Here is a 20,337-nt window from a genome sequence, read left to right as displayed (position 1 = left end):
GGCCGATAGGAGGAAAACCAAAGTCAAGTTCCGCGACCGCCATGACTCCCTTTTTCCTTCCCGCCGAGCGCCTGATGGCGCGCCTGAATATCAACCGCAAGCTCGCGCTGATCGCCGTGCTGTTCCTGGTGCCGCTATGCGGCGCGATGTACGTGGTGCTGAGCGACGCGGCGCGATCGATCCGCACCACCGGCGATGAAGTGCGGGGGCTTGCCGTGGTCGGGCATGCGCTCGACTTCATGCGCGAGACCCAGGTCCGGCGCGGCGCCGCCAATGCGGTGTTGTCGGGCAATGCGGCCTTTCGCACCACCTTCGACGCGGCCGACAACAAGGCCGCGGCCAGCCTGGCCGGGCTGACACGCAGCATCGCGGAGAATCCTGCCTTCGAACTGGGGGCCGGGGCGCGCAAGCTGGAGCAGGACTGGCAGCATCTGCGCGGGCTTGGCCTGGACACCATGGCGGGGCCGCTGTTCGAGCGCCACAGCGCGCTGGTGCGGCAGACGCAGGCGTTTATCGGCGACGTGGCCGAGCGCTCGCAACTGGCGCTGGACAGTGACGCGGGCTCCTACTACCTGATCAACCTGCTGGTGGGCCCGATGCCGCGCCTGGCTGAGCTGAGCGCGCTGGCGCGCGGCCGCGGAGCCGGCATCATCGCGCAGGGCGGCTATGCCGATGCCGCGCAGCAGGCAGGCCTGGGCGCGCTCGCCGAGCAGATCCGCGAGGGGCTGGAAACGGTGCGGCGCGACATCGCGCGCGTCGGGAACGCGGCACCCGCGTACCGGCCGCGCATCGACGCCGCGCTGGCGCGGCTCGCCGCGATGGACAACTTCCATCGCACGCTCAAGGTCCGGATGCTGGGCGCGACCGGCATCGATATCGATGCCAAGACTTACTTCGACGAGGCCACCGCGGCCATCGAAGGCGTGGCGGCCGCCAACAAGGCGTTTGCCGGGATCGTGGACGCCATGCTGGCACAGCGTGTCGCGGTGCAGGAAAGGCAGTTCGTGTTGCTGGCGGGCATTGCGCTGGTGACCGTGGCCGCCGCGTTCTACCTGTTCATCGGCTTCAGCCGCGGCATGCGCGGCGACGTGCGGCAGGTGGCGGAGATGGTCGAACGCATCAACGCGGGCGACCTGACCCTGCGCATCGCGGTGCGCGGGCGCGACGAACTGAGCGAGATCAAGCGGCACCTGCTGTCGCTGGTGGACAGCTGGCGTGCGCTGATCGGCGACACCAAGGCCGGCGCGCACAACGTGCTGGCGGCGGCGGGCGATATCGCGCAGGGCAATATCGACCTGTCGCAGCGCACCGAGGAGCAGGCCTCGTCGCTGGAGCAGACCGCGGCCAGCATGGAGCAGCTGACGGCGACCGTGCAGCAGAACGCCAGCAATGCCGGCCAGGCCAGCGAACTGGCGCGCGAGGCGTCTGGCGTGGCGCGCGCCGGCGGCGACGCGGTCGGGCGCATGCAGCAGACCATGCAGGAGATCGAGGCCGATTCGCGGCGCATCGTCGACATCATCGCAGTGATCGACGGCATTGCCTTCCAGACCAATATCCTGGCGCTGAACGCGGCAGTGGAGGCCGCGCGCGCGGGTGAGGCCGGCCGCGGCTTTGCGGTGGTGGCGACCGAAGTGCGCGGCCTGGCGCAGCGCGCCGGCAGCTCGGCCAAGGAGATCCGCACGCTGATCTCGCAATCGGCGCAGCGCGTGGCGTCGGGCAACACGCTGGCGCTGGACGTTGCCGCGACCATGGAGAACACCGTTGCCGCCATCGGCCGCGTGACGGCGATGATGGATGAGATCAGCCATGCCTCGCGCGAGCAGAGCAGCGGCATCGCCCAGGTCAACCAGGCGGTGACGCAGATGGACCAGGTCACGCAGCAGAACGCCGCGCTGGTGGAGGAGGCCGCCGCGGCGGCGCAGTCGCTGCAGGAGCAGGCGCTGCATATGCAGCGGGCGGTGGCGGTGTTCCGGACCGAGGCGCAAGCCTAGTCCGCCTCGCAGTGCTCAGCGCCGGAAGATCCAGATCACGACCGACACCAGCACCGACACCAGGATGCAGGTCGTGATCGGAAAGTAGAAGCTGAACCCGTCACGGACGATATGGGTATCGCCGGGCAGCCGCCCGAGCGGCAGCTTCGACAGCCAGGGCCAGGCAGCGGCGGCTGCGATCAGCAGGCAGCCAAGGATGAGAAGCACGCGTTGCATGATCGGATGGATTCGGTTCGGCTGGCGGCTTGTGGCACCGCGTGTCCTGAGACATTGGACAGGCACGTCGCCGCAGGATTGCATCGGCTCGGCGCACCGGGGGCCGGGGACTATAGGTCGCGGGTTTCGGAATGTAAATTGAGAGTTGGCGCTCTTTGCATGAAATTTAGTTATACCGCCGAAATGCCGCAAGGCCAGTCTGATGGTAAATTTCACGATCAGCAAGTTTTATGATAGGAAGCACTGTTTCTTGATCAAGGTGCTCAATCTGGTTCCACAAAAATGGCGCATTCCGGTGAAATCCACACACTGGACGGCCAATTTCCCGCCGGGTTAACGCTAATTCTGAGTCGCAATGCCCGTTGCCTAAGATTCCGTTCAATTGGAGAACAGCAGTTCGCCATTAGAACAAAATCGCATGTCCGGCCTGCAGGACGGATAGTGCGATTTCCAGGCAAACGGAGACAGCAGTGCAACATCCCACCCAAACGAAGGGCGGCGTCACGGACGTCCAGGCCCTGATCGACGGACAGCGATTCACTGGTTACCAGTGGCTCATTCTTGTGCTGTGCTTCCTGATCGTTGCCATTGACGGTTTCGATACCGCGGCAATCGGATATATCGCGCCGGCGCTGGTGCAGGACTGGGGGATTGAGAAAGCCGCCCTCGGGCCCGTCATGAGCGCGGCCCTGTTCGGCCTTGCCTTCGGTGCGATCTTCGCCGGTCCGCTGGCTGACCGTGTCGGCCGCAAGAAGGTGCTGGTGCTGTCCGTCTTCTTCTTTGGCGCCTGCAGCCTCGCCACCGCGTATGCGCCCACGCTGGGCTGGCTCACGGTCTGGCGCTTCCTGACCGGCCTTGGCCTGGGCGCCGCCATGCCCAATGCCGTGACGCTGACATCGGAGTTCGCGCCGCAACGCCGCCGTGCGGTGCTGGTGAACACCATGTTCTGCGGCTTTCCGCTGGGTTCAGCGGCCGGCGGCTTTGTCGCCGCCGCGATGATTCCGCACTTCGGCTGGCACAGCGTGCTGCTGCTTGGCGGCATCGTGCCGCTTGCGCTCGCGCTGTTGCTGGTGGTGCTGCTGCCGGAGTCCGTGCGCTACATGGTCCTGCGCAACTATCCGGCCACCCAGATCCGCAGCGTGCTGCGGCGCGTGACGGGTGCGGATCTGAGCGAGGCGAACGCATTCGTCATCGGCGAACAGGCACCCGCGACCAAATCGCCCATCGGCACTGTGCTTGCTCCCGGCTATCGCCTGGGCTCGGTGATGCTGTGGTCCACTTACTTCATGGGCCTCGTCATCTTCTACCTGCTGACGAGCTGGATGCCGACGCTGATGAAGGACGCCGGTTTCTCGATCCAGCACGCGTCATTCCTGACGGCGCTCTTTCCGCTCGGCGGCGGCATCGGCACCATTGCGGCCGGCTGGTTCATGGACCGCTTCAACCCGAACAAGGTCATCGCCATCGCGTACGCCGCAACCGGCGTGCTGATCTACGCAGTGGGCCACGGCACCGGCAGCCAGGTGCTGCTGGGCGTGCTGATCTTCGTCGCCGGTACGGCCATGAACGGCGCCCAGTCTTCGATGCCTTCGCTGGCCGCGGCCTTTTACCCGACGCAAGGCCGCGCCACCGGCGTTGCCTGGATGCTTGGCATCGGCCGCTTCGGCGGCATCACCGGCGCGCTGCTCGGTGCTGAACTGCTGCGCCTGCACCTGGGCTTCGACACGATCTTTACGCTGCTTACCGTGCCGGCATTCCTTGCCGCCGGTGCACTGCTGGTGAAGCATTTCAGCAGCCGCCCCGCGGCTGCCGTCGACTCGGTCAATGGCAGCGCAAGCGTGGCAAGTCACTGAGCGGAATCAGGCTGGGCCGCGGCGCGAATGCAGTTCGCCAGCGCCTCGGCCATCGGCGTGAGCGTGCGGTCGCCGTGCCGCAGCAGGCCGATCGGTTCCTCGGTGCCCTGGGTATCGATCGGCAGCAGTACCAGCTCCCCCTCGGACACCGCGCGCCTGGTTGCGGAGAGCGGCGCTGCCCACACGCTGTCACTCTGCCGTGCCAGCAGGCGTCCGAGATAGGCATCCGAGGTTTCCACGCATCCGCCCGGCAGGGGCAGGCCGTGCCGGGCGAGCAGGCTTTCGGTGTTGTGGCGGGGAATCGAGCCCGCGGCCGGAATCACCAGCGGCCATGCCAGCGCGTCAACAAGCGTTGGCCGCGATACGGCGGCGAGGGGATGCGCGGGACGAACCGCCAGAGCCAGCGAGTCCGGGCCCAAGGACTCGAACCACAGGCTCTCCATGGCAACCGGGTCATCCATCCGGCCAATGACGAGGTCGAGCACATCCGCCTTGAGCTGGTCGATGAGGTTGCGGTTCATGCCGGTCTGCACGGCCAGGCCGACCTCGGGGTGCGCGGCGCGGAAACGCAGCAAGGCATCAGTCAGCACGGCCGGCACCACGCTTGGCAGCGCACCCAGCCGGATGCGCTCCTGCGGCAGCGCATCCGCGCCGGCCATGCTGTCCGCCGCGGCATCGATGTCCGCGAGGATGCGCAGGGCGTGGCGCAGGAAGCGCGTGCCGGCGGTGGTCAGTTCGGTGCCGGCCCGCTGCCGGACCAGCAGGCGGGTGCCGGCCAGTTCCTCGAGCTCGCTCAGTGTCTTGGAGACGGCCGGCTGGGTCAGGCCCAGACGTTCGGCCGCACGGCCCAGGTGCTGGGTCTGCGACACCGCCACGAAACAATAGAGGTGCCGCAGCCGCACGCGATTGCGGAAGATTTCGAGTGCGGGAGGGGCCTGTGGTTTCATGCATAAAAGTTATCGTATTTCTCAGTAATCTTAATTTACATGACTTTATGTGTTGTTTAAAGTCAAACCATTCCAATGACAAGGAGACTGCGCGATGACCCGTCTTGCCCAGTACCGCCGTCCCTACTGGGACACCCAGCCCGAATACCGCTTCGATCCCTATGCCTCGACGCAGAAGCGCTCGCCGGACCAGCCGCTGATTGCGCTGCCGCAGTCGTTGTCTGAAGTGACCGGGCCCACCTTCGGCGCCGAGTTCGTCCGCGAAGGCGATAACGATCTCACCGTCGGCAACGGCGGCGAGCCCATCGGCGAGCGCATTCTCGTGACCGGCCGCGTGCTGGACGAGAACGGCCGGCCGGTGCCGAACGCGCTGGTCGAGGTCTGGCAGGCCAACGCCGCCGGACGCTACCTGCACAAGCGCGACCAGCACGACGCGCCGCTCGACCCGCATTTCTCGGGCGAGGGCCGCACCGTGACCGACGCCAACGGACACTACCAGTTCAAGACCATCAAGCCCGGCGCCTATCCCTGGCGCAACCACCACAACGCCTGGCGGCCGCAGCACATCCACTTCTCGCTGTTCGGCAATGCCTACGCCACGCGCCTGGTGACGCAGATGTATTTCCCCGGTGATCCCCTGCTGCCGTTCGACCCGATCTTCAACTGCGTGCCGGACGAGAAAGCGCGCAACCGCCTGATCGCCGCCTTCGACTGGGAATCCACCCAGCCGGAATACGCGCTCGGCTACCGTTTCGATATCGTGCTGCGTGGCCGCGATGCCACGCCGATGGAGTAAGACCACCATGCTCTACGCCACCGCATCCCAGACTGTCGGCCCTTACCTGCATATCGGCCTCAATGCACTGAACTGCGCCGACCTGACCGCCAGCGCCCCGCAGCTGGCCGGCGAGCGCATCGTGATCGAAGGCCGCGTGACTGATGGCGACGGCCAGCCCGTGCCGGACGGCATGGTCGAGATCTGGCAGGCCAACCCTGCCGGCCGCTACCGCCATCCTGAAGACATCCGCGAACTGCCGCTGGTGCCCGGCTTCACCGGCTTTGGCCGTGTGCCGACCGAGGCCGACGGCTCGTTCCGCTTTGTCACCGTCAAGCCGGGCGCCGTGCCGGGTCCGGACGGACGGCCGCAGGCGCCGCACATCATGGTGTCGGTGTTCATGCGCGGCCTGGTCAGGCATGTCGCCACGCGCATGTACTTCCCGGACGAAGCGGCGGCCAATGCCGCCGATGCCGTGCTGGCGCTGGTTCCCGCCGAGCGCCGCGGCACGCTGATTGCCAGCGATGCCGGCAACGGTACGCTGCGCTGGGACGTGGCACTGCAGGGGCAGAACGAGACAGTGTTCTTCGATATCTGAGGACCCCGCTGCCGGCAACAGACGCATAATCGGGTGGCCGTCGATGTCACGGCCACTCACGTTACCCATCGCCCCCAATGCCAACCGCTACGCGTCTCACTGATCCCATGTCCGGCAGCCCGGCCGTGCTGGACATTTTCTCCGACGTTGGCACGGTTCAGCGCATGCTTGCCGTGGAGGCCGCGCTCGCGCGCGCCGAAGCCGACAGCGGCGTGATCCCTGCCGCGGCCGCGGCCGTGATTTCCGACGTCTGCCGCGACCCCGGCATCATTGACCGCGACGCGCTTGCGCAAGCCGCGGTCGCTGCTGGCAATCTCGCCATTCCCTTCGTCAGGCAACTGACCGCCGCCGTGGCCGCGCGCGATGCCGAGGCGGCGCGCTTTGTCCACTGGGGCGCCACCAGCCAGGACATCATCGACACCGCACTGGTGCTCCAGGCCGGCGACGCGCTGCGCGCGCTGGATGCCGACCTGGTGCGCCTGGGAGCAGCCTGCGCCGCGCTGGCTTCGGCGCATCGGGCCACGCCGATGGTCGCGCGCACCTGGCTCCAGCATGCCCTGCCGGCCAGCTTCGGCCTCAAGGCCGCGGGCTGGCTCGATGCGCTGCGCCGCGATCTCGGCCGTCTCGATGCCACCCGCGCCCAGGCCCGCGTGCTGCAGTTCGGCGGCGCCGCCGGCACGCTCGCCAGCCTTGGCCAGGCCGCGCCCGCAGTGACCGCCGCGCTGGCCCGCGAACTGGACCTGGCCGCGGCCGTGCTGCCGTGGCACGCGCATCGTGACCGCATGGTCGAGGTTGCCACCACGCTGGGCATGCTGACCGGAACGCTCGGCAAGATGGCGCGCGATATCTCGCTGATGATGCAGACCGAGGTGGCCGAAGTGGCCGAGCCGTCTGGTCCCGGCCGCGGCGGCTCCAGCACCATGCCGCACAAGCGTAACCCGGTCGGCTGCGCGGCGGTGCTGACGGCTGCGGTGCGCGTGCCGCCGCTGGTGGCGACGATGCTGGCGGGCATGGTGCAGGAGCATGAACGCGCCCTGGGCGGCTGGCAGGCAGAGTGGGACACACTGCCGCAGATCGTGACGCTGGCCGCCGGCGCGCTGCGCCAGATGGGCGAGGTCGTGGCGGGGCTGCAGGTCGATGCGGCGCGCATGCGTGCCAACCTCGGCCTGACCCATGGCCTGATCCTCGGCGAGGCGGCGATGCTTGAACTTGGCAGCAGGATCGGCCGGCTGCCGGCGCACCATCTGGTGGAACGCGCCTCGCAGCGTGCCGTGGCCGAAGGCACCAGCCTGCGCGACGCGCTGGCCCGCACGCTGCAATCCGACCCGGCGCATGCCGGCCTGCTCGATGACGCCACGCTGGATCGCCTTGCCGATCCCGCCAACTACGCGGGCCAGTCAGCGGCCTTTGCGGACGCTGCCGTGCAGGCCTGGCAATCCGCGCTGGCGGCGCGCCAGTCCTGAGACTGCCCTGAGCCCGGAACTACCGCGATGCGCCGGCCACGCCGCCGGCCACGCACCCAAGGAGACTGCATTGCCCTACCTCGACCACGCCGGTGCCCGGCTCTTCTACACCGTTGACGGCCCCGATTCCGCGCCCGCCATCCTCTTCTCGAACTCGCTCGGTACCGATCACACCATGTGGGAGCCGCAGGCTGCCGCGCTGGCTGGTCGCTATCGCGTGGTGCGCTACGACACCCGCGGCCACGGCCGCTCGACTGCGCCGGGCGATGCCTTCACCGTGGCGCAGCTCGGGCAGGACGTCATCGCCATCCTGGATGCGCTGGGGATCGGGCAGGCGGTGTTCTGTGGCCTGTCGATGGGCGGGCTCACGGGGATGTGGCTGGGCATCCATGCGCCGCAGCGGTTCTCGCATATCGTGCTGGCCAATACCGCCGCGAAGATCGGCAATGCCGACGGCTGGAATACCCGCATCGACACCGTACGGCGCGAGGGCATGGCCGTGATGGTCGCGCCTTCGGTCGAACGGTGGTTCACGCCGGGGTTTGCCGCCACGGCGGAGCGCGCGCTGGACGGCCTGCGCGATGTGCTGGGCGGGCTTGACCCGCGCGGCTATGCGGCCAACTGCGCGGCCGTGCGCGACGCTGATTTCCGCGAGTCGGTCGCGTCGATCCAGGTCCCGGTGCTGGTCATCGCCGGCAGCCAGGATCCGTCGACCCCTGCGCAGGAAGGCCGCGCGCTGGCTGATGCGATTCCCGGCGCCCGCTTTGTCGAACTGCCCGCCGCGCATATTTCAAGCTTCGAGCAGCCCGGCCGCTTCACGGCGGCGCTGCTCGATTTCGTGCGCGGACGGCTGCCGGTGAGCGACGATCATGCGCGTTACGGCGCCGGCCTTGTCGTGCGGCGCGAAGTGCTGGGCAGCGCGCACGTCGACCGTTCGCTCGCACAGCTGACACCGCTCAACGAGGAATTCCAGAACCTCATCACGCGCTATGCCTGGGGTGAGATCTGGACGCGCGAAGGCCTGCCGCGGCATACGCGCAGCCTGCTGACGATCGCCATGATGGTGGCGCTGAACCGCCCGGAGGAGCTTAAGTTGCATCTGCGCGCCGCCGCCAACAACGGCGTGACGCGCGACGAGATCAAGGAGGTCTTGCTGCAGACCGCGATCTATTGCGGCGTGCCGGCGGCGAACTCGGCATTTCATCTGGCCGAGGAGGTGTTCGCCGGGATGGACCAGGCGGCCAACTGACCAGTCAGCCCGCTGCATCTGCGGCTGCCGGCATGGCAAATGCCGGCAGCCGCGCGCGCCCTGATCGCCGGAATTCAGTCGGCGCCTGCCCTACCAGCCGCGCAAAGAAGCGCGAGAAGTAGGCCGCGTCAGCGAACCCGAGCGACAGTGCGATGTGCTTGACCTCCAGGTCGCTGAACAGCAGGTCGCGCTGCGCCTCGGCCAGCACGCGCGCGTGGATCATCTGCAGGGCCGACTGCCCGCAAGCCTGGCGGCACACGCGGTTGAGCTGCGTGGGTGTGATGCCGATGGCGCCTGCATAGTGCGTGATGTCCTTGTGCTCACGATAGTCGGATTCGAGCAACTGCTGGAACAGCCGGAAATGCCGCGCGGGCCGGCTGTCGCTGCGCGCCGCGGCCGGCGCGGCGGCATTGGCCAGCCGCGCGATGCCGATCAGCAGCAGCGTCAGCAACGCCGACAGCGACGCCCCGCGCCAGGCGGACACAGCTTCCATCTCGCCGCGAACCAGTGCCAGCGTATCGGCCAGCGCGTGGCCCCGGCGCACGCGGTCGTGGCGCGGATCGGCGAACAGCGGTAGCGCATCCGGCACACCCGCCAGCAGCGTGCGCAGGTGGCTGTCGGTCATGGTCACGACCATGCCGTCGGTGTCCGGCGTGAAGACAAAGCCGTGGATGTGCCGTGGCGGCATCGTCACCAGCGAACCGCTGCGCAGCCGTTCGCGCCGCTCCTCCAGCAGGGCTTCGCCGGCGCCTGAGTGAATGTACAGAATTTGCAGGAAGCGATCATGCCGATGGGGCTTGATCTCCCATCCGTGCAGGCGGCTGCGTGCGGCAATGGATTCGAAATGGAGCTGGTTTTCCAGCAGTTCCGAGGGATTGATGCCATACAGCGAGTATGTCGGGACAGGTTTCACGGTGGCTTAGGTGTTTACCATCGATGTTCCGATTGTCCTGTCATTGGTTCGATCTGTCCATTCCTTGGCGGGTCTCCGCCGACTATCTTTAGCGGCAGAAGACGGATACCCACAAGGAGACAAGACATGCGCACCCAGGTTGCCATCATCGGCGCCGGCCCGGCCGGCCTGCTGCTCGGCCAGTTGCTGACACGCGCCGGCATCGACAACATCATCATCGAACAACGCAGTCCCGAATACGTGCTTGGCCGCATCCGCGCGGGCATCCTGGAGAGCGTCACCGTCGACGCGCTGGAACGTGCCGGCGTGGCCGGGCGGCTGCATGCGGAAGGCCTGGTCCACCACGGCATCGCCCTGTCGTACGGCGGGCAGCGCCATCATATCGACCTGCATGCGCTGATCGGGCGCAGCGTCACGGTGTACGGGCAGACCGAGGTCACGCGCGACCTGATGGATGCGCGCCGCGCCGATGACACCCCCACCGTCTATGAAGCGCAGGAGGTGAGCGTGCACGGTTTCGACGGAAGCACGCCGTCGGTGCGCTATCGCAAGGATGGCGCCATGCACGAGGTGGCCTGCGACTACATCGCCGGCTGCGACGGTTTTCATGGCATCTGCCGCGAGAGCGTGCCGGTGGCGGCGCGGCAGGTGTTCGAGCGGGTCTATCCGTTTGGCTGGCTGGGGCTGTTGTCGGAGACGCCACCCGTTGCCGATGAGCTGGTCTATGCCAGCCATGAGCGCGGCTTCGCGCTGTGCAGCATGCGTTCGCGCCACCGCAGCCGCTACTACGTGCAGGTGGCGGCTAGCGAGCGCGTGGAAGACTGGTCAGACGAGCGCTTCTGGCAGGAGTTGCGCAGCCGGCTCGATCCGCAGACGGCAAGCGCGCTGGTGACCGGGCCCAGCATCGAGAAGAGCATTGCGCCGCTGCGCAGCTTTGTGAGCGAGCCGATGCGTTTTGGCCGGCTGTTCCTGGCGGGTGACGCTGCGCATATCGTGCCGCCAACCGGGGCCAAGGGGTTGAACCTGGCGGCCAGTGATGTGCTGGCGTTGTCCGAGGGCTTTGAAGCCCGTTACCGCCATGCCGATGCCAGCGGCCTCGATGGCTATTCCGCGCGTTGCCTGCAGCGGGTGTGGAAGGCCGAGCGCTTCTCGTGGTGGATGACATCGCTGCTGCACCGCTTTCCGGATGCAGATGCGTTCTCGTTGCGGATGCAGCAGGCGGAGCTGGATTACCTGGTGGGGTCGGAGGCGGCGTCGCGGGTGCTGGCGGAGAACTATGTAGGCTTGCCTTATTGAACGAAAAAGGCGCGGCATCGCCGCGCCTTTCACCACTTACACCCCCATCCTCTCCCCCTGTGCCTGCCGCCGCAGGCTCTCCGTGGTCTCGCCGCTGCCGTCCGGCGTCCAGCCCGGCGGCATGATCAGGTAACCGATGGCATTGGTGACGCTGCCGGCGTTGGCCATGTCGCGCAGCAGACCGGCCCAGTGCTCGAACTGATTGACCAGCGGGTTATGCGTGGTGGTCGGCTTGACCAGCCCATAGCGGCAGGGCTCGTCGGCGCGCTCTTCCACATAGGTGCCGAACAGGCGGTCGAAGAGGATCAGCACGCCGCCATAGTTGGCATCCAGGTAGTCGACATTCGATGCATGGTGCACGCGGTGCGCCGACGGCGTGTTGAACACGTACTCGAACCAGCCCAGCTTAGGAATCCAGGTGGTGTGCAGCCAGAACTGGTACAGCAGGTTCAGGCTCAGCGCGGCCAGCACTACTTCCGGACGCACCCCGAGCCAGACCAGCGGTGCGAAAAAGATCGCCGTGCCGGTGATCTTGCCGGTCCAGCCCAGGCGATACGCCGTCCCCAGCGTCAGCTCATTGGGCGAGTGGTGCACCGCATGCGTGGCCCAGAAGAAGCGGATGCGGTGCGACGCGCGGTGGTACCAGTAGTAGCAGAACTCCTGCCCCACGAAGAGCAGCAGCACGGCCAGCGCGCTGTTGATCTCCACCGTGAAGATGCGGTGCTGCCAGGCAAACGAGAACACCGGCGTGGCCAGCGACAGCGGCAGCAGCGCGAACAGCTTGCGTCCGACGAGGTCGGCGAGCGACATCCCGATTTCATGCCAGGGGTAGTCCTTGCCTTGCTGGCGGGCCTTGCGCGCCAGCACCAATGCCTCGACCAGCGAGACCGCCACGACGAAGGCCGTGACATAGAGCGTGAATCTTCCGAGGTTGTGCATGATCCATCCAGTGCGGTGAGTTGAGACGCTTGGCTTGCGGAAAGGTCCGTCGCTGCGTCGGTGAAGCAAATGTAGTAGGCGGCCGCGGCAATCGCCATGCGAGAGATATGTCGCCGGATGTCATGGCTGCTGGGGTGGAGCCGTGTAACACGGCGACATTTTTCCGGGCGCGAAAAACGCAGGAGCCTTGCCTATAGTTCGTCCCGTCGCCGCGCTGCAGTGCGCGGCCCGAACCGAACCTGAAGGACCTGCGATGACCCACCGCCTTTCACAAACTTCCCGCCTGCCGCGCCTGCTCGGCATCGCCGCGGGCACGCTGGTGATCCTGGCCAGCACCCCGGCCTTTGCCGCATGGGGCGGCCACGGCACGGCCTATACGCCGCGCGGCGTCTACAACGGCGCGCACGTCGGCGCCTGCGGTGGCGGCAGCTGCTCGCACGCCGGCGGTGTGGTTGGCCCTGACGGCGGCCTGGCCACCAACATCGGCACTGTGACGCGCAATGCGCCAGGGCAGTTCTCGAGTGCCGGCACCGCCACCGGGCCGAATGGCCGCTCGGTGCAGCACGATGGCAGCACCAACTGCGCCGGCGGCACCTGCTCGCATACCGGCGACCTGACCGGCCCCAATGGCCAGAGCGCCACCACGGCGGGCAGCGTGACGCGCGCAGGCGCCGGCCAGTATTCGTCGTCAGGCACCGTCACTGGCGCAAATGGCAATACCGTCAACCATGCGGCATCGACGGGCTGTGCGGGTGCGGCCTGCTACCGCTCCGGCACGGTGACGGGCACACTGGGCGGCACCGTCACGCATGCGGGCAGCGCAACCCAGGTCGTCCCTGGCGTCGTCACCACTGGTGGCGGTGCCACCGTGGTCCATGGCACCACGGTGGCCAACGCCGGCAGCGTGACGCCCGTCGGCGCGACGGTGGCCGTCAGCACGCCGCCAGTGGTGGTGACGCCGCCGCCTGCGGCGATCTACGTGCCGCCGCCGCCGCCCGCCAGGGTCGTGGTCGCCGCCACGCCGCTGCCGGCCGTGGTAGTGCGGGCCACGCCGCTGCCGCGTACGGTCTATGTCGCACCCCGCGCCGTCTACGTCGCCCGCCCAGCCAGGGCGGCCGTCCTGGTGCCCGGACACTGGGCCGGTGCCGTCTGGGTCCCCGCCCACCTGGCCTGAGGGCCTTCGGATTTTCATCCCCCCTGCCGGCAAGGCCGGCTATCTCACGGAGTCCATCATGACGAAGATGATTGCAGTGCTTATCTTGTGTATTGTTTCAGCAGGTGCCTCGGCACAAAGTGTCGAGATGCCTGCAGCCGGCGGCGCGCGCGTGGAGCGTGCGTTGCAGCAATTGCAGACGCGCTTTGCCAGCGCCAATACCACGCGGGACGGCAAGCTGACCCGCGAGCAGGCCGCGGCGGGCATGCCGATGGTTGCCAGCCACTTCGACCAGATCGATACGCAGCGCGCGGGTTACGTGACGCTGCCGCAGATCGAGGCGTTCACGAGGCGGAAGATGATGTCGCGCTGACGGCTGGCAACGCAGGCCGGCACCGGAGGCCGGCATCGCCGGAGACCCGTCATGGAACAGGTGAACAGGATTGTGGTGCTCGACGACGAGGCCGAGCTGCGCAACATGCTGCAACGGTTCCTGACCGGGCACGGGTTCCGCGTGCGTGCGGTGGCGGACGGCAAGCAGCTGGACAAATACCTGCAGCGCGAGCCGTACGACCTGCTGGTGCTGGACCTGATGATGGAGCCGGAAGACGGTCTCACCATCTGCCGGCGCCTGCGTGCCGAAGGCCACACCTTGCCGATCCTGATGCTGACCGCCAGGGGCGATCCGGTCGACCGCGTCGCGGGGCTGGAGACTGGCGCCGACGACTACCTGGCCAAGCCCTTCGTGCCGGATGAACTGGTGGCGCGCATCCGGGCGCTGCTGCGGCGCCAGAAGATGGCCGCCGGCGATCCGAACGTCACCACGCAGACGCTGCGCTTCGGCGACTTCACCTTCGACGTCGGCAAGCAGATGCTGATGCGCGCCGGCGAGCTGGTTGAGGTCCATTCCGCGCAGATGCTCTTGCTGCATGCGCTGGGGTCGTCGCCGAACCGGGCCGTCAGCCGCGACAACCTGCTGGCCCGCGCGCGCGGGCGCGACCACGATGCGCTCGACCGCAGCATCGACGTGCAGATCCTGCGCCTGCGCCAGATCGTTGAAGCGGATCCGTCCAAGCCGCGCTTTATCAGGACGGTGTGGGGCGTGGGCTACATGCTGGTCGCCGGCGTCGAATCGTGATGCGGCTGCTGCCCCGCTCGCTGCTCGCGCGCAATATCGCGCTGCTGATGGCGCTGGTGGCCGTCACCCAGGCATGCTCGCTGAGCGTGCTGCTGCATTTCGTGCAGCGCCCGCGCATCGAGCGTGCTGCCATCATCTTCTCCGATTACGTAAAGACGCTCGACGGCGTGCTCGCCGCCATGCCGCCAGAGGCGGGCGCCGCCGCGGCCCGGCGTCTCGGTGCGCAGCGGCAAGACCCCGCCCGTGCCGCGCCCGCCGCGGCCCCTGATGCGCTGCACCTGATGCGCACGTGGCAGCGTGACGTGTTCCTGGAAGCCCTGCAGCGCCAACTGCCCGATACGCCAGTGCGATGGCAGAGCGGAGATGGCGAGAAGCTGTGGATTCGCCTGCATGTGGCCGGCTCGCCGCAATGGGTCGCCTTGCCGATGAGTGAAGACGCGCGTGCCGGCGGCATCGGCACCGCGCTGGTGCTGTCGTTGGCGCTGGCACTGCTGGCGGCACTGACCGGCTACCTGATCCAGCTGCACCTGAACCGCCCGCTGCAGGACCTGGCACAGGCGGCGCGCCAGATTTGCGCGGGCGAGACGCCACCGCCACTGCCCACCAACGGTCCCACCGAGATTGCGCAGGTCGGCAGCGCCTTCAACCAGATGACGCAGGCGCTGCAGCAGGCCGAGCAGACCCTTGCGCTGATGCTGGCCGGGGTCTCGCACGATATCCGCACGCCGCTGACCAAGCTGCGCCTGGCGATGGCGATGGCGATCCCGCGCGGCGCCGACGACGCCTTCGTGGCGTCGGCGGAAGGCTACCTGGACCATATCGAGACCATCCTGCAGCAGTTCATGGACTACGCCGGCAGCGGCGAGAAAGAGCTGCCGCAGCCTGGCGACCTCAATGCGCTGGTCGGCCAACTGGCGTCCGACTTCGCCGGCCTCGGCCATGAGTTCGCGCTGTCATTGGGTGAGTTGCCGCGGGTGCCGTTCCGCCCGGTCAGCCTGATGCGGCTGCTGATGAACCTGATGCAGAACGCTGTCGTCTACGGCAAGTCCGGCTTCAGCGTGCGCACCTGGCGCGACGCCGCGTGCGCCTACGTGGCCGTGGGCGATCGCGGCACGGGCATCGCCGCACACGAGCTGGAGCAGCTCAAGGCGCCGTTCAGCCGCGGCGCCAACGCACGCGGCCATGCGGGCGGCACCGGCCTCGGGCTGGCCATCGTTGAACGCATTGCACGGCTGCATGGCGGCTCGCTGCAGTTCCGCGCACGCGATGGCGGCGGCCTGGAAGCGGTGGTGGCGTTGCCGCTGCAGGCAGCTTCCGCGCAGCGCGGGCACGGCACCGCGCCGTGACATCGCGCGAAATATTTCCCGCATGGCATAGCCGCCGGGTTTTTCCGATACTTCGGTCACTGCGATGCGGCGCACGGCAACAACGAAGCGCGGCCCGCAATGACAGGCTCCCCGATGGTTTGCGATCTTGCTGGTCGAACGATTGTCGGTGACAGCTTTCCCGACGATAGCCGGCACTGACGTGCCAATGAAGGATCCCAGATGCGCAACACCATCCAGACCATCGCCCGCCAGACCAGGCGCCTGACCATCGCGGCCCTTGCCGCCACCGCCATGCTGAGCGCAGGCTGCGCCAGTGCCGGGGTGACCGGCATCGACCAGACCGGCCTGCTGCATCCGGTGCACGCCGACGTCATCTACGTGCGCGCCTTCGACGCCAGCGCCGGACAGGTGAAGCAGGACGGCGGCCTGGCGCAGAAGGTGACGACGATGATGGCAGGCGGCTCCCCGGCCAGTGTGAGCGCGCAGACGGCCACTGAAGCCCGCGAGCAGGTCGCCAGCGAGATCGTGCGCGAGCTGCAGGCCAGGGGCCTGCATGCCGTGCGCTCGGACGCGCCGGTCTCGGCCGGTGCCAATGCGCTGATCGTCGACGGCGACTTCAGCAAGATCGATGCAGGCACTGCCCGCCGCCGCCTGCTGATCGGGCTGGGTGCCGGCAAGAGCGAAGTCAGCGCGGCGGTGCGGATCACGTACCAGCCGGCCAACGGCGCGGCGGTGCCGCTGCAGAGCTTTGTTGCCGATGCCGACAGCGGCCATCTGCCGGGGGTGGCGGAAACCGGCGGCGCAGGCGCCGCGGCGGGTCACCTGGCGGTGGCTGCCGGCGCCGGGGCGGGCTTGCACGGCGTGTCCGAAGTCAGGCATGACTCGGTCTACGCCGACGCCACCCGCCTGGGCAACACCATCGCCATCCAGGTCATCGCGGCCAGCACGGAAGAAGGGTGGCTGACGGCTGCTTCCGCGATCTGATGCGCAGCTGGCCCGGCATCCGACGCTACGCGGCCAGCGCACCGGCGCCCGGAACCATCGCCTGCACCGCCTGCAGCGTGTCTGCGACCACCCCACCCACCAGTATCACGGCCGGGCTGGCCAGCCCCGCTGCGAGCGCTTCGGCAAGCGTGCCGAGCGAGCCGGTCCAGCTACGTGCCTGCTCGCTGCCGGCATGCATCACCACTGCCGCCGGCATGTCGCTGCGCATGCCCGCCGCCAGCAAGCCGTCGCGGATCGCCGCGATCCGGCTCATGCCCATGTAGATCACCAGCGTGGTGCCGCCACGCACCAGCGCCTGCCAGTCGGGCGAGCCGTGCGCGCTGGTATGGCCGGTCACGAAGGTCACGCCGTGGCAGTGCGTGCGGTGCGTCAGCGCAATCCCCAAGGCTTGCGCGGCGGCCATGCCGCTGCTGATGCCGTTGACGATCTCGACGGCCACGCCGTGGCCGCGCAGGAAGGCGGCTTCCTCGCCGCCGCGCCCGAACAGCAGCGGATCGCCGCCCTTGACGCGCGCCACGATGCGGCCGGCCAGCGCATGCTGCAGCGTCAGCTGCTGGATGCGTTCCTGGCTGACCGAGCAGCGTCCGCCGCGCTTGCCGACCCACTCCACATGCGTGCCGGGACTGGCATAGCAGGACATCTCCGGCGCGACCAGGTCATCGACCAGCCAGACCTCGGCCGCGGCCAGCGCGCGCATGGCGCGTACCGTGACCAGGTCCGGGCTGCCGGGGCCGACGCCGACCAGCCAGACCTTCCCGGGTTTCAGGGTTGGGTTCATGTGGGCTCCTGCAATGGGGCATCACCATGCCGCTCAGTGGCTGGTGCCGGCCGAGCGCGTGGTCTTGTTGAAGACGTTGTACTTGCCGATGGGCTTGTCCATCGGCAGGCGTTTGACCTCCTGCAAGGTGGCCGCGTCGTAGATCACGATGGCGCCGTCGCGCTCCATCAGGCTGACCAGCGCGTAGCGCCCGTCGCGCGTGAATTCGACGTGCGCGGCGGTGCGCCCCGGGCTTGGCGTGACGCTGCCGACCACCTGCAGGCTTTGCTTGTCGATCACATGCAGCGTGTCGCGCTTCGGGCTCATCATGGCGTCGGCCCAGGCGTAGGGGGTGTTTTCATGGCTGCGCAGGAAGAAGCCCGGACCGTTGGTCGGCACGGTGGCGACCGTGTGCCAGTCCTGCATGTCGATCACCGTGATGCGCCCTTGCCCGAGGTCGGGCGAGGCCATCACTTCACGTCCGTCGCGCTGCCAGGTGATGCCGCTACCCAGGTGCGGCATGCCGCCAAGCGCAAGCGCCGCGACCTTGCGGCCCTGCTGCAGATCGATCACCTGGCCGCCACCTTTGCGCGAAGCGCCCAGGATGTGGCGATAGGACTGGTCGAAGAAGAAGTCGTCGAGCACATCGTCCAGCACCACCACGCGCGGTGCCAGCGCGGGCAGCGGCGCGCCGGCCGCATCGGCATACGGGATTTCCCAGACCTCGGCGATATCCTTCAGCGCGGCAATAAAGCTGTGGCGCGGTGCGGCGTCGTAGACGGCGGAGACGCGCGAGGCCTCGCCATTGCGCCCCCTCACGTCGATCACCCGCGCCAGCGACAGGTCTTCGGCATTGAGCAGCACCAGCGTGCGCGGCAGCGTATTGCCGGCCAGCACCCAGCGGCCGTCGTCGCTGACGGCGACGTTGCGCGTGTTCACACCGACCCGGATCTCAGCCACATAAGCCAGGTTCCACAGGTCGTATTTGCTGATCCAGCCATCGCGGCTGGCCATGTAGACATAGCGGCCGTCGCGGCTGAACTTGGGGCCGCCGTGCAGCGCAAAGCGGGTGGCAAAGCGATGGACCGGTGCCAGCCGGTCCCCGTCCAGCACGGTCATATGATGGCTGCCGGCCTCCACCACCACGAACAGGTTCTGCGGATCGGCGCTGAACACCGGCCGCGCCGGCAGGCTGCCGGGGGCGTGGTGGACGATATGGCTGGCGCGGATGGCCTCCGCGTGCCATTGGGGCACGGCTGCGGGCGCCGTGCGCAGCCAGCGCGCCAAAGCCTGCAGGTCGGGTTCGGCCAGCGTGCCGGTGAATGCCGGCATCTGCGTGGCGGCGCGGCCATCATGCAGCACCTGGTCAAGTTCGCTGGCGCGCAGGCGCTCCAGGCTTTCCGGCAGCAGCGCGGGGGCCATGGCGCCGAGGCGGTCGGCGCCATGGCAGGCGGCGCAATGCTGGCTGTAGACCGCTGCGGGGTCGGCGGCCATTGTGGCTTGCGCGGCGCAGGCATAGGTCAGGGCGACCAGCCATCGGAGCACGGTCTTCATGCCGCGACCTCCGTGCCAGGCGCATGCGCGATCTCGGCATCGCTCAGGTAGCAACCCGGGTCCTCCGCCCAGGCGTTGCCTGTCAGCGCAAAGGCGCGCACGCGGGTGTTGCCGTTGCAGATGGCGCGATATGCGCAGCCTGCGCAACGCCCCTGCAGCGGACGCGGCGTGCTGGCCAGGCCCGCCATCAGCGGATCGGCGCGGCTGGCCCAGATCTCGCCGAACGGCTGCTCGCGCACGTTGCCCACGGTCACGTGCCACCACATCGTGTCGGGATGGACATTGCCGAGGTTGTCGATATTGGCCACGCCGACGCCGGTGGCGTTGCCGCCCCAGTGTTCCAGCCGCTGGCGCATGTCGGCCAGGCGATGCGGCAAGCGCCTCGCGATCCAGTGCAGCAGGTACACGCCATCCGCATCGTTGTTGCCGGTGACGAAGTCGCCCGCATGGCCCTGCTGCGTGCGCTGCCAGACGTGGTCGAACAGCCAGTCGAGCGCGGCACGGGTGCGCGCATGGTGCGCGTCTTCGGCGCGATGGCTGCGCGCACGGCCAGCATAGTTGAAGTGCGACAGGTAGAACTTGTCGATGCCCTCGCGCTCGGTCAGCGCCACCAGGTCGGGCAGCTGCGCCGCGTTGGCTTCGGTCAGCGTCATGCGCACGCCCACGCGCAGGCCGGCTGCGCGCGCGACGCGCAGGCCCGCCAGCGCCTGCGCAAAGGCGCCGTCGCTCCGGCGGAAGCGGTCGTGCGTGGCGGGCAAGCCGTCCAGGCTGACGCCGACGTAGTCGAATCCCGCTGCCGCGAGCCGGGTGGCATGCCCTGCATCAAGCAGCGTGCCGTTGGACGACAGCGACAGGTGGAAGCCGAGCGCGCGCGCCCGTGCGGCAATCTCGTACAGGTCAGGCCGCAGCAGCGGTTCGCCCCCGGACAGGATCAGCGCGGGCACGCGCGCATCACGCAACTGCTCGAGCACGCGCAGCGCCTCGGCGGTATCCAGCTCGCCCTTGAAGTCCGTGTCGGCGGAGGTGGCATAGCAGTGCCGGCAGTTGAGGTTGCAGCGGCGGATCAGGTTCCAGATCACCACCGGGCCGGCGGGCTTGCGCGGCGGCGGCACCGGGCCGGCATCGCGCAGGGCTTCCATGAAGCGTGACAGGCGGAACATGG

The 20,337-nt window shown here is 68.2% G+C and carries 19 protein-coding genes; 12 read left to right on the top strand and 7 right to left on the bottom strand.

Going from position 1 to position 20,337, the window contains the following annotated elements; genetic code table 11:
• Positions 1–41 precede the first annotated feature (41 nt).
• Entirely contained in the window at positions 42–1,991 is a 1,950-nt protein-coding gene (locus tag CF68_RS23055; protein ID WP_035823262.1) for a methyl-accepting chemotaxis protein, read from the top strand.
• Between the two features lie 15 nt (positions 1,992–2,006).
• Here the strand turns inward: CF68_RS23055 and CF68_RS23050 are convergent, their stop codons facing one another.
• Positions 2,007–2,207 carry a DUF2905 domain-containing protein gene (locus tag CF68_RS23050; RefSeq protein WP_035823260.1) on the bottom strand — a complete coding sequence of 67 codons (201 nt, stop codon included), beginning with the start codon at positions 2,205–2,207 and terminating at the stop codon, positions 2,007–2,009.
• Between the two features lie 470 nt (positions 2,208–2,677).
• Between CF68_RS23050 and CF68_RS23045 the strand changes: the two genes are divergently transcribed.
• The gene (locus tag CF68_RS23045) at positions 2,678–4,060 is read left to right on the top strand and encodes an aromatic acid/H+ symport family MFS transporter (RefSeq protein WP_035823257.1); all 1,383 of its coding nucleotides are present in this window, start codon (positions 2,678–2,680) and stop codon (positions 4,058–4,060) included.
• Here the strand turns inward: CF68_RS23045 and CF68_RS23040 are convergent.
• On the bottom strand, positions 4,054–5,007 hold the full coding sequence (locus CF68_RS23040; protein ID WP_035823256.1) for a LysR substrate-binding domain-containing protein: 954 nt from the start codon (positions 5,005–5,007) through the stop codon (positions 4,054–4,056). The genes CF68_RS23045 and CF68_RS23040 overlap by 7 nt on opposite strands.
• 94 nt (positions 5,008–5,101) lie before the next feature.
• Here CF68_RS23040 and pcaH point away from each other — a divergent pair, with 94 nt between their 5' ends.
• From pcaH to pcaD, 4 genes are all read left to right on the top strand, one after another.
• Entirely contained in the window at positions 5,102–5,803 is a 702-nt protein-coding gene (gene pcaH / locus CF68_RS23035) for a protocatechuate 3,4-dioxygenase subunit beta (RefSeq protein ID WP_035823254.1), read from the top strand.
• A 7-nt stretch (positions 5,804–5,810) separates the two neighbouring features.
• Positions 5,811–6,380, top strand: a complete 570-nt coding sequence (gene pcaG, locus CF68_RS23030) for a protocatechuate 3,4-dioxygenase subunit alpha (RefSeq protein WP_035823251.1) — start codon at positions 5,811–5,813, stop codon at positions 6,378–6,380.
• 107 nt (positions 6,381–6,487) lie between these two features.
• Positions 6,488–7,843, top strand: a complete 1,356-nt coding sequence (locus CF68_RS23025; RefSeq protein ID WP_035823250.1) for a 3-carboxy-cis,cis-muconate cycloisomerase — start codon at positions 6,488–6,490, stop codon at positions 7,841–7,843.
• A 70-nt stretch (positions 7,844–7,913) separates the two neighbouring features.
• On the top strand, positions 7,914–9,092 hold the full coding sequence (pcaD, locus tag CF68_RS23020; RefSeq protein ID WP_035823248.1) for a 3-oxoadipate enol-lactonase: 1,179 nt from the start codon (positions 7,914–7,916) through the stop codon (positions 9,090–9,092).
• A 4-nt stretch (positions 9,093–9,096) separates the two neighbouring features.
• On the opposite strand, the gene CF68_RS23015 is transcribed toward pcaD, so the two are convergent.
• Positions 9,097–10,005: a helix-turn-helix domain-containing protein gene (locus tag CF68_RS23015; RefSeq protein WP_035823246.1), complete on the bottom strand. Its 909-nt coding sequence runs from the start codon at positions 10,003–10,005 to the stop codon at positions 9,097–9,099.
• Positions 10,006–10,131: 126 nt separating this feature from the next.
• Here CF68_RS23015 and pobA point away from each other — a divergent pair, with 126 nt between their 5' ends.
• Positions 10,132–11,301, top strand: a complete 1,170-nt coding sequence (gene pobA, locus CF68_RS23010; RefSeq protein ID WP_035823244.1) for a 4-hydroxybenzoate 3-monooxygenase — start codon at positions 10,132–10,134, stop codon at positions 11,299–11,301.
• 36 nt (positions 11,302–11,337) lie between these two features.
• Here pobA and CF68_RS23005 read toward each other — a convergent pair whose 3' ends face one another.
• Complete coding sequence (locus tag CF68_RS23005; protein WP_035823242.1) at positions 11,338–12,240, bottom strand: sterol desaturase family protein; 903 nt, start codon at positions 12,238–12,240, stop codon at positions 11,338–11,340.
• A 253-nt stretch (positions 12,241–12,493) separates the two neighbouring features.
• Between CF68_RS23005 and CF68_RS23000 the strand changes: the two genes are divergently transcribed.
• The 5 genes from CF68_RS23000 (at position 12,494) to CF68_RS22980 (ending at position 16,843) form a co-directional block, all read left to right on the top strand.
• Positions 12,494–13,414 (top strand): hypothetical protein, encoded by a 921-nt coding sequence (locus tag CF68_RS23000; protein WP_051591639.1) that lies wholly within the window; start codon positions 12,494–12,496, stop codon positions 13,412–13,414.
• A 58-nt stretch (positions 13,415–13,472) separates the two neighbouring features.
• A complete protein-coding gene (locus CF68_RS22995) occupies positions 13,473–13,766 on the top strand; it encodes a hypothetical protein (protein ID WP_035823240.1) in 294 nt (97 codons plus the stop codon).
• Positions 13,767–13,817: 51 nt separating this feature from the next.
• Positions 13,818–14,531: a response regulator gene (locus CF68_RS22990; RefSeq protein ID WP_035823238.1), complete on the top strand. Its 714-nt coding sequence runs from the start codon at positions 13,818–13,820 to the stop codon at positions 14,529–14,531.
• Positions 14,531–15,877 (top strand): ATP-binding protein, encoded by a 1,347-nt coding sequence (locus CF68_RS22985; RefSeq protein ID WP_035823236.1) that lies wholly within the window; start codon positions 14,531–14,533, stop codon positions 15,875–15,877. The genes CF68_RS22990 and CF68_RS22985 overlap by 1 nt, the downstream gene beginning before the upstream one ends.
• A gap of 201 nt (positions 15,878–16,078) precedes the next feature.
• Positions 16,079–16,843, top strand: a complete 765-nt coding sequence (locus CF68_RS22980) for a DUF4410 domain-containing protein (protein WP_035823234.1) — start codon at positions 16,079–16,081, stop codon at positions 16,841–16,843.
• Between the two features lie 25 nt (positions 16,844–16,868).
• Here CF68_RS22980 and cobA read toward each other — a convergent pair whose 3' ends face one another.
• Genes cobA through nirJ form a run of 3 tightly spaced genes read right to left on the bottom strand, consistent with a single transcriptional unit; the run spans position 16,869 to position 20,335 of the window.
• Positions 16,869–17,642 (bottom strand): uroporphyrinogen-III C-methyltransferase, encoded by a 774-nt coding sequence (cobA, locus tag CF68_RS22975; protein WP_035823232.1) that lies wholly within the window; start codon positions 17,640–17,642, stop codon positions 16,869–16,871.
• A 33-nt stretch (positions 17,643–17,675) separates the two neighbouring features.
• Positions 17,676–19,175: a nitrite reductase gene (locus CF68_RS22970; protein WP_035823230.1), complete on the bottom strand. Its 1,500-nt coding sequence runs from the start codon at positions 19,173–19,175 to the stop codon at positions 17,676–17,678.
• The gene (gene nirJ / locus CF68_RS22965; RefSeq protein ID WP_035823228.1) at positions 19,172–20,335 is read right to left on the bottom strand and encodes a heme d1 biosynthesis radical SAM protein NirJ; all 1,164 of its coding nucleotides are present in this window, start codon (positions 20,333–20,335) and stop codon (positions 19,172–19,174) included. The genes CF68_RS22970 and nirJ overlap by 4 nt, the downstream gene beginning before the upstream one ends.
• Positions 20,336–20,337: the final 2 nt, after the last annotated feature.

This window comes from Cupriavidus sp. SK-4, assembly GCF_000611125.1.
In the GTDB taxonomy this organism is placed as follows: Bacteria; Pseudomonadota; Gammaproteobacteria; order Burkholderiales; family Burkholderiaceae; genus Cupriavidus; species Cupriavidus necator.
The sequence above is the reverse complement of the archived record's forward strand: the minus strand, read 5'-3'. Positions and strand labels throughout refer to the sequence as shown.

What these genes read in the sequence shown, in the direction of transcription:
- CF68_RS23055 (WP_035823262.1), top strand. Translation starts at nt 42, where the DNA reads ATGACTCCCTTTTTCCTTCCCGCCGAGCGCCTGATGGCGCGCCTGAAT.
- CF68_RS23050 (WP_035823260.1), bottom strand. Translation starts at nt 2,207, where the DNA reads ATGCAACGCGTGCTTCTCATCCTTGGCTGCCTGCTGATCGCAGCCGCC.
- CF68_RS23040 (WP_035823256.1), bottom strand. Translation starts at nt 5,007, where the DNA reads ATGAAACCACAGGCCCCTCCCGCACTCGAAATCTTCCGCAATCGCGTG.
- pcaH (WP_035823254.1), top strand. Translation starts at nt 5,102, where the DNA reads ATGACCCGTCTTGCCCAGTACCGCCGTCCCTACTGGGACACCCAGCCC.
- pcaG (WP_035823251.1), top strand. Translation starts at nt 5,811, where the DNA reads ATGCTCTACGCCACCGCATCCCAGACTGTCGGCCCTTACCTGCATATC.
- CF68_RS23025 (WP_035823250.1), top strand. Translation starts at nt 6,488, where the DNA reads ATGTCCGGCAGCCCGGCCGTGCTGGACATTTTCTCCGACGTTGGCACG.
- pobA (WP_035823244.1), top strand. Translation starts at nt 10,132, where the DNA reads ATGCGCACCCAGGTTGCCATCATCGGCGCCGGCCCGGCCGGCCTGCTG.
- CF68_RS23005 (WP_035823242.1), bottom strand. Translation starts at nt 12,240, where the DNA reads ATGCACAACCTCGGAAGATTCACGCTCTATGTCACGGCCTTCGTCGTG.
- CF68_RS23000 (WP_051591639.1), top strand. Translation starts at nt 12,494, where the DNA reads ATGACCCACCGCCTTTCACAAACTTCCCGCCTGCCGCGCCTGCTCGGC.
- CF68_RS22995 (WP_035823240.1), top strand. Translation starts at nt 13,473, where the DNA reads ATGACGAAGATGATTGCAGTGCTTATCTTGTGTATTGTTTCAGCAGGT.
- CF68_RS22990 (WP_035823238.1), top strand. Translation starts at nt 13,818, where the DNA reads ATGGAACAGGTGAACAGGATTGTGGTGCTCGACGACGAGGCCGAGCTG.
- CF68_RS22985 (WP_035823236.1), top strand. Translation starts at nt 14,531, where the DNA reads ATGCGGCTGCTGCCCCGCTCGCTGCTCGCGCGCAATATCGCGCTGCTG.
- CF68_RS22980 (WP_035823234.1), top strand. Translation starts at nt 16,079, where the DNA reads ATGCGCAACACCATCCAGACCATCGCCCGCCAGACCAGGCGCCTGACC.
- cobA (WP_035823232.1), bottom strand. Translation starts at nt 17,642, where the DNA reads ATGAACCCAACCCTGAAACCCGGGAAGGTCTGGCTGGTCGGCGTCGGC.
- CF68_RS22970 (WP_035823230.1), bottom strand. Translation starts at nt 19,175, where the DNA reads ATGAAGACCGTGCTCCGATGGCTGGTCGCCCTGACCTATGCCTGCGCC.
- nirJ (WP_035823228.1), bottom strand. Translation starts at nt 20,335, where the DNA reads ATGTTCCGCCTGTCACGCTTCATGGAAGCCCTGCGCGATGCCGGCCCG.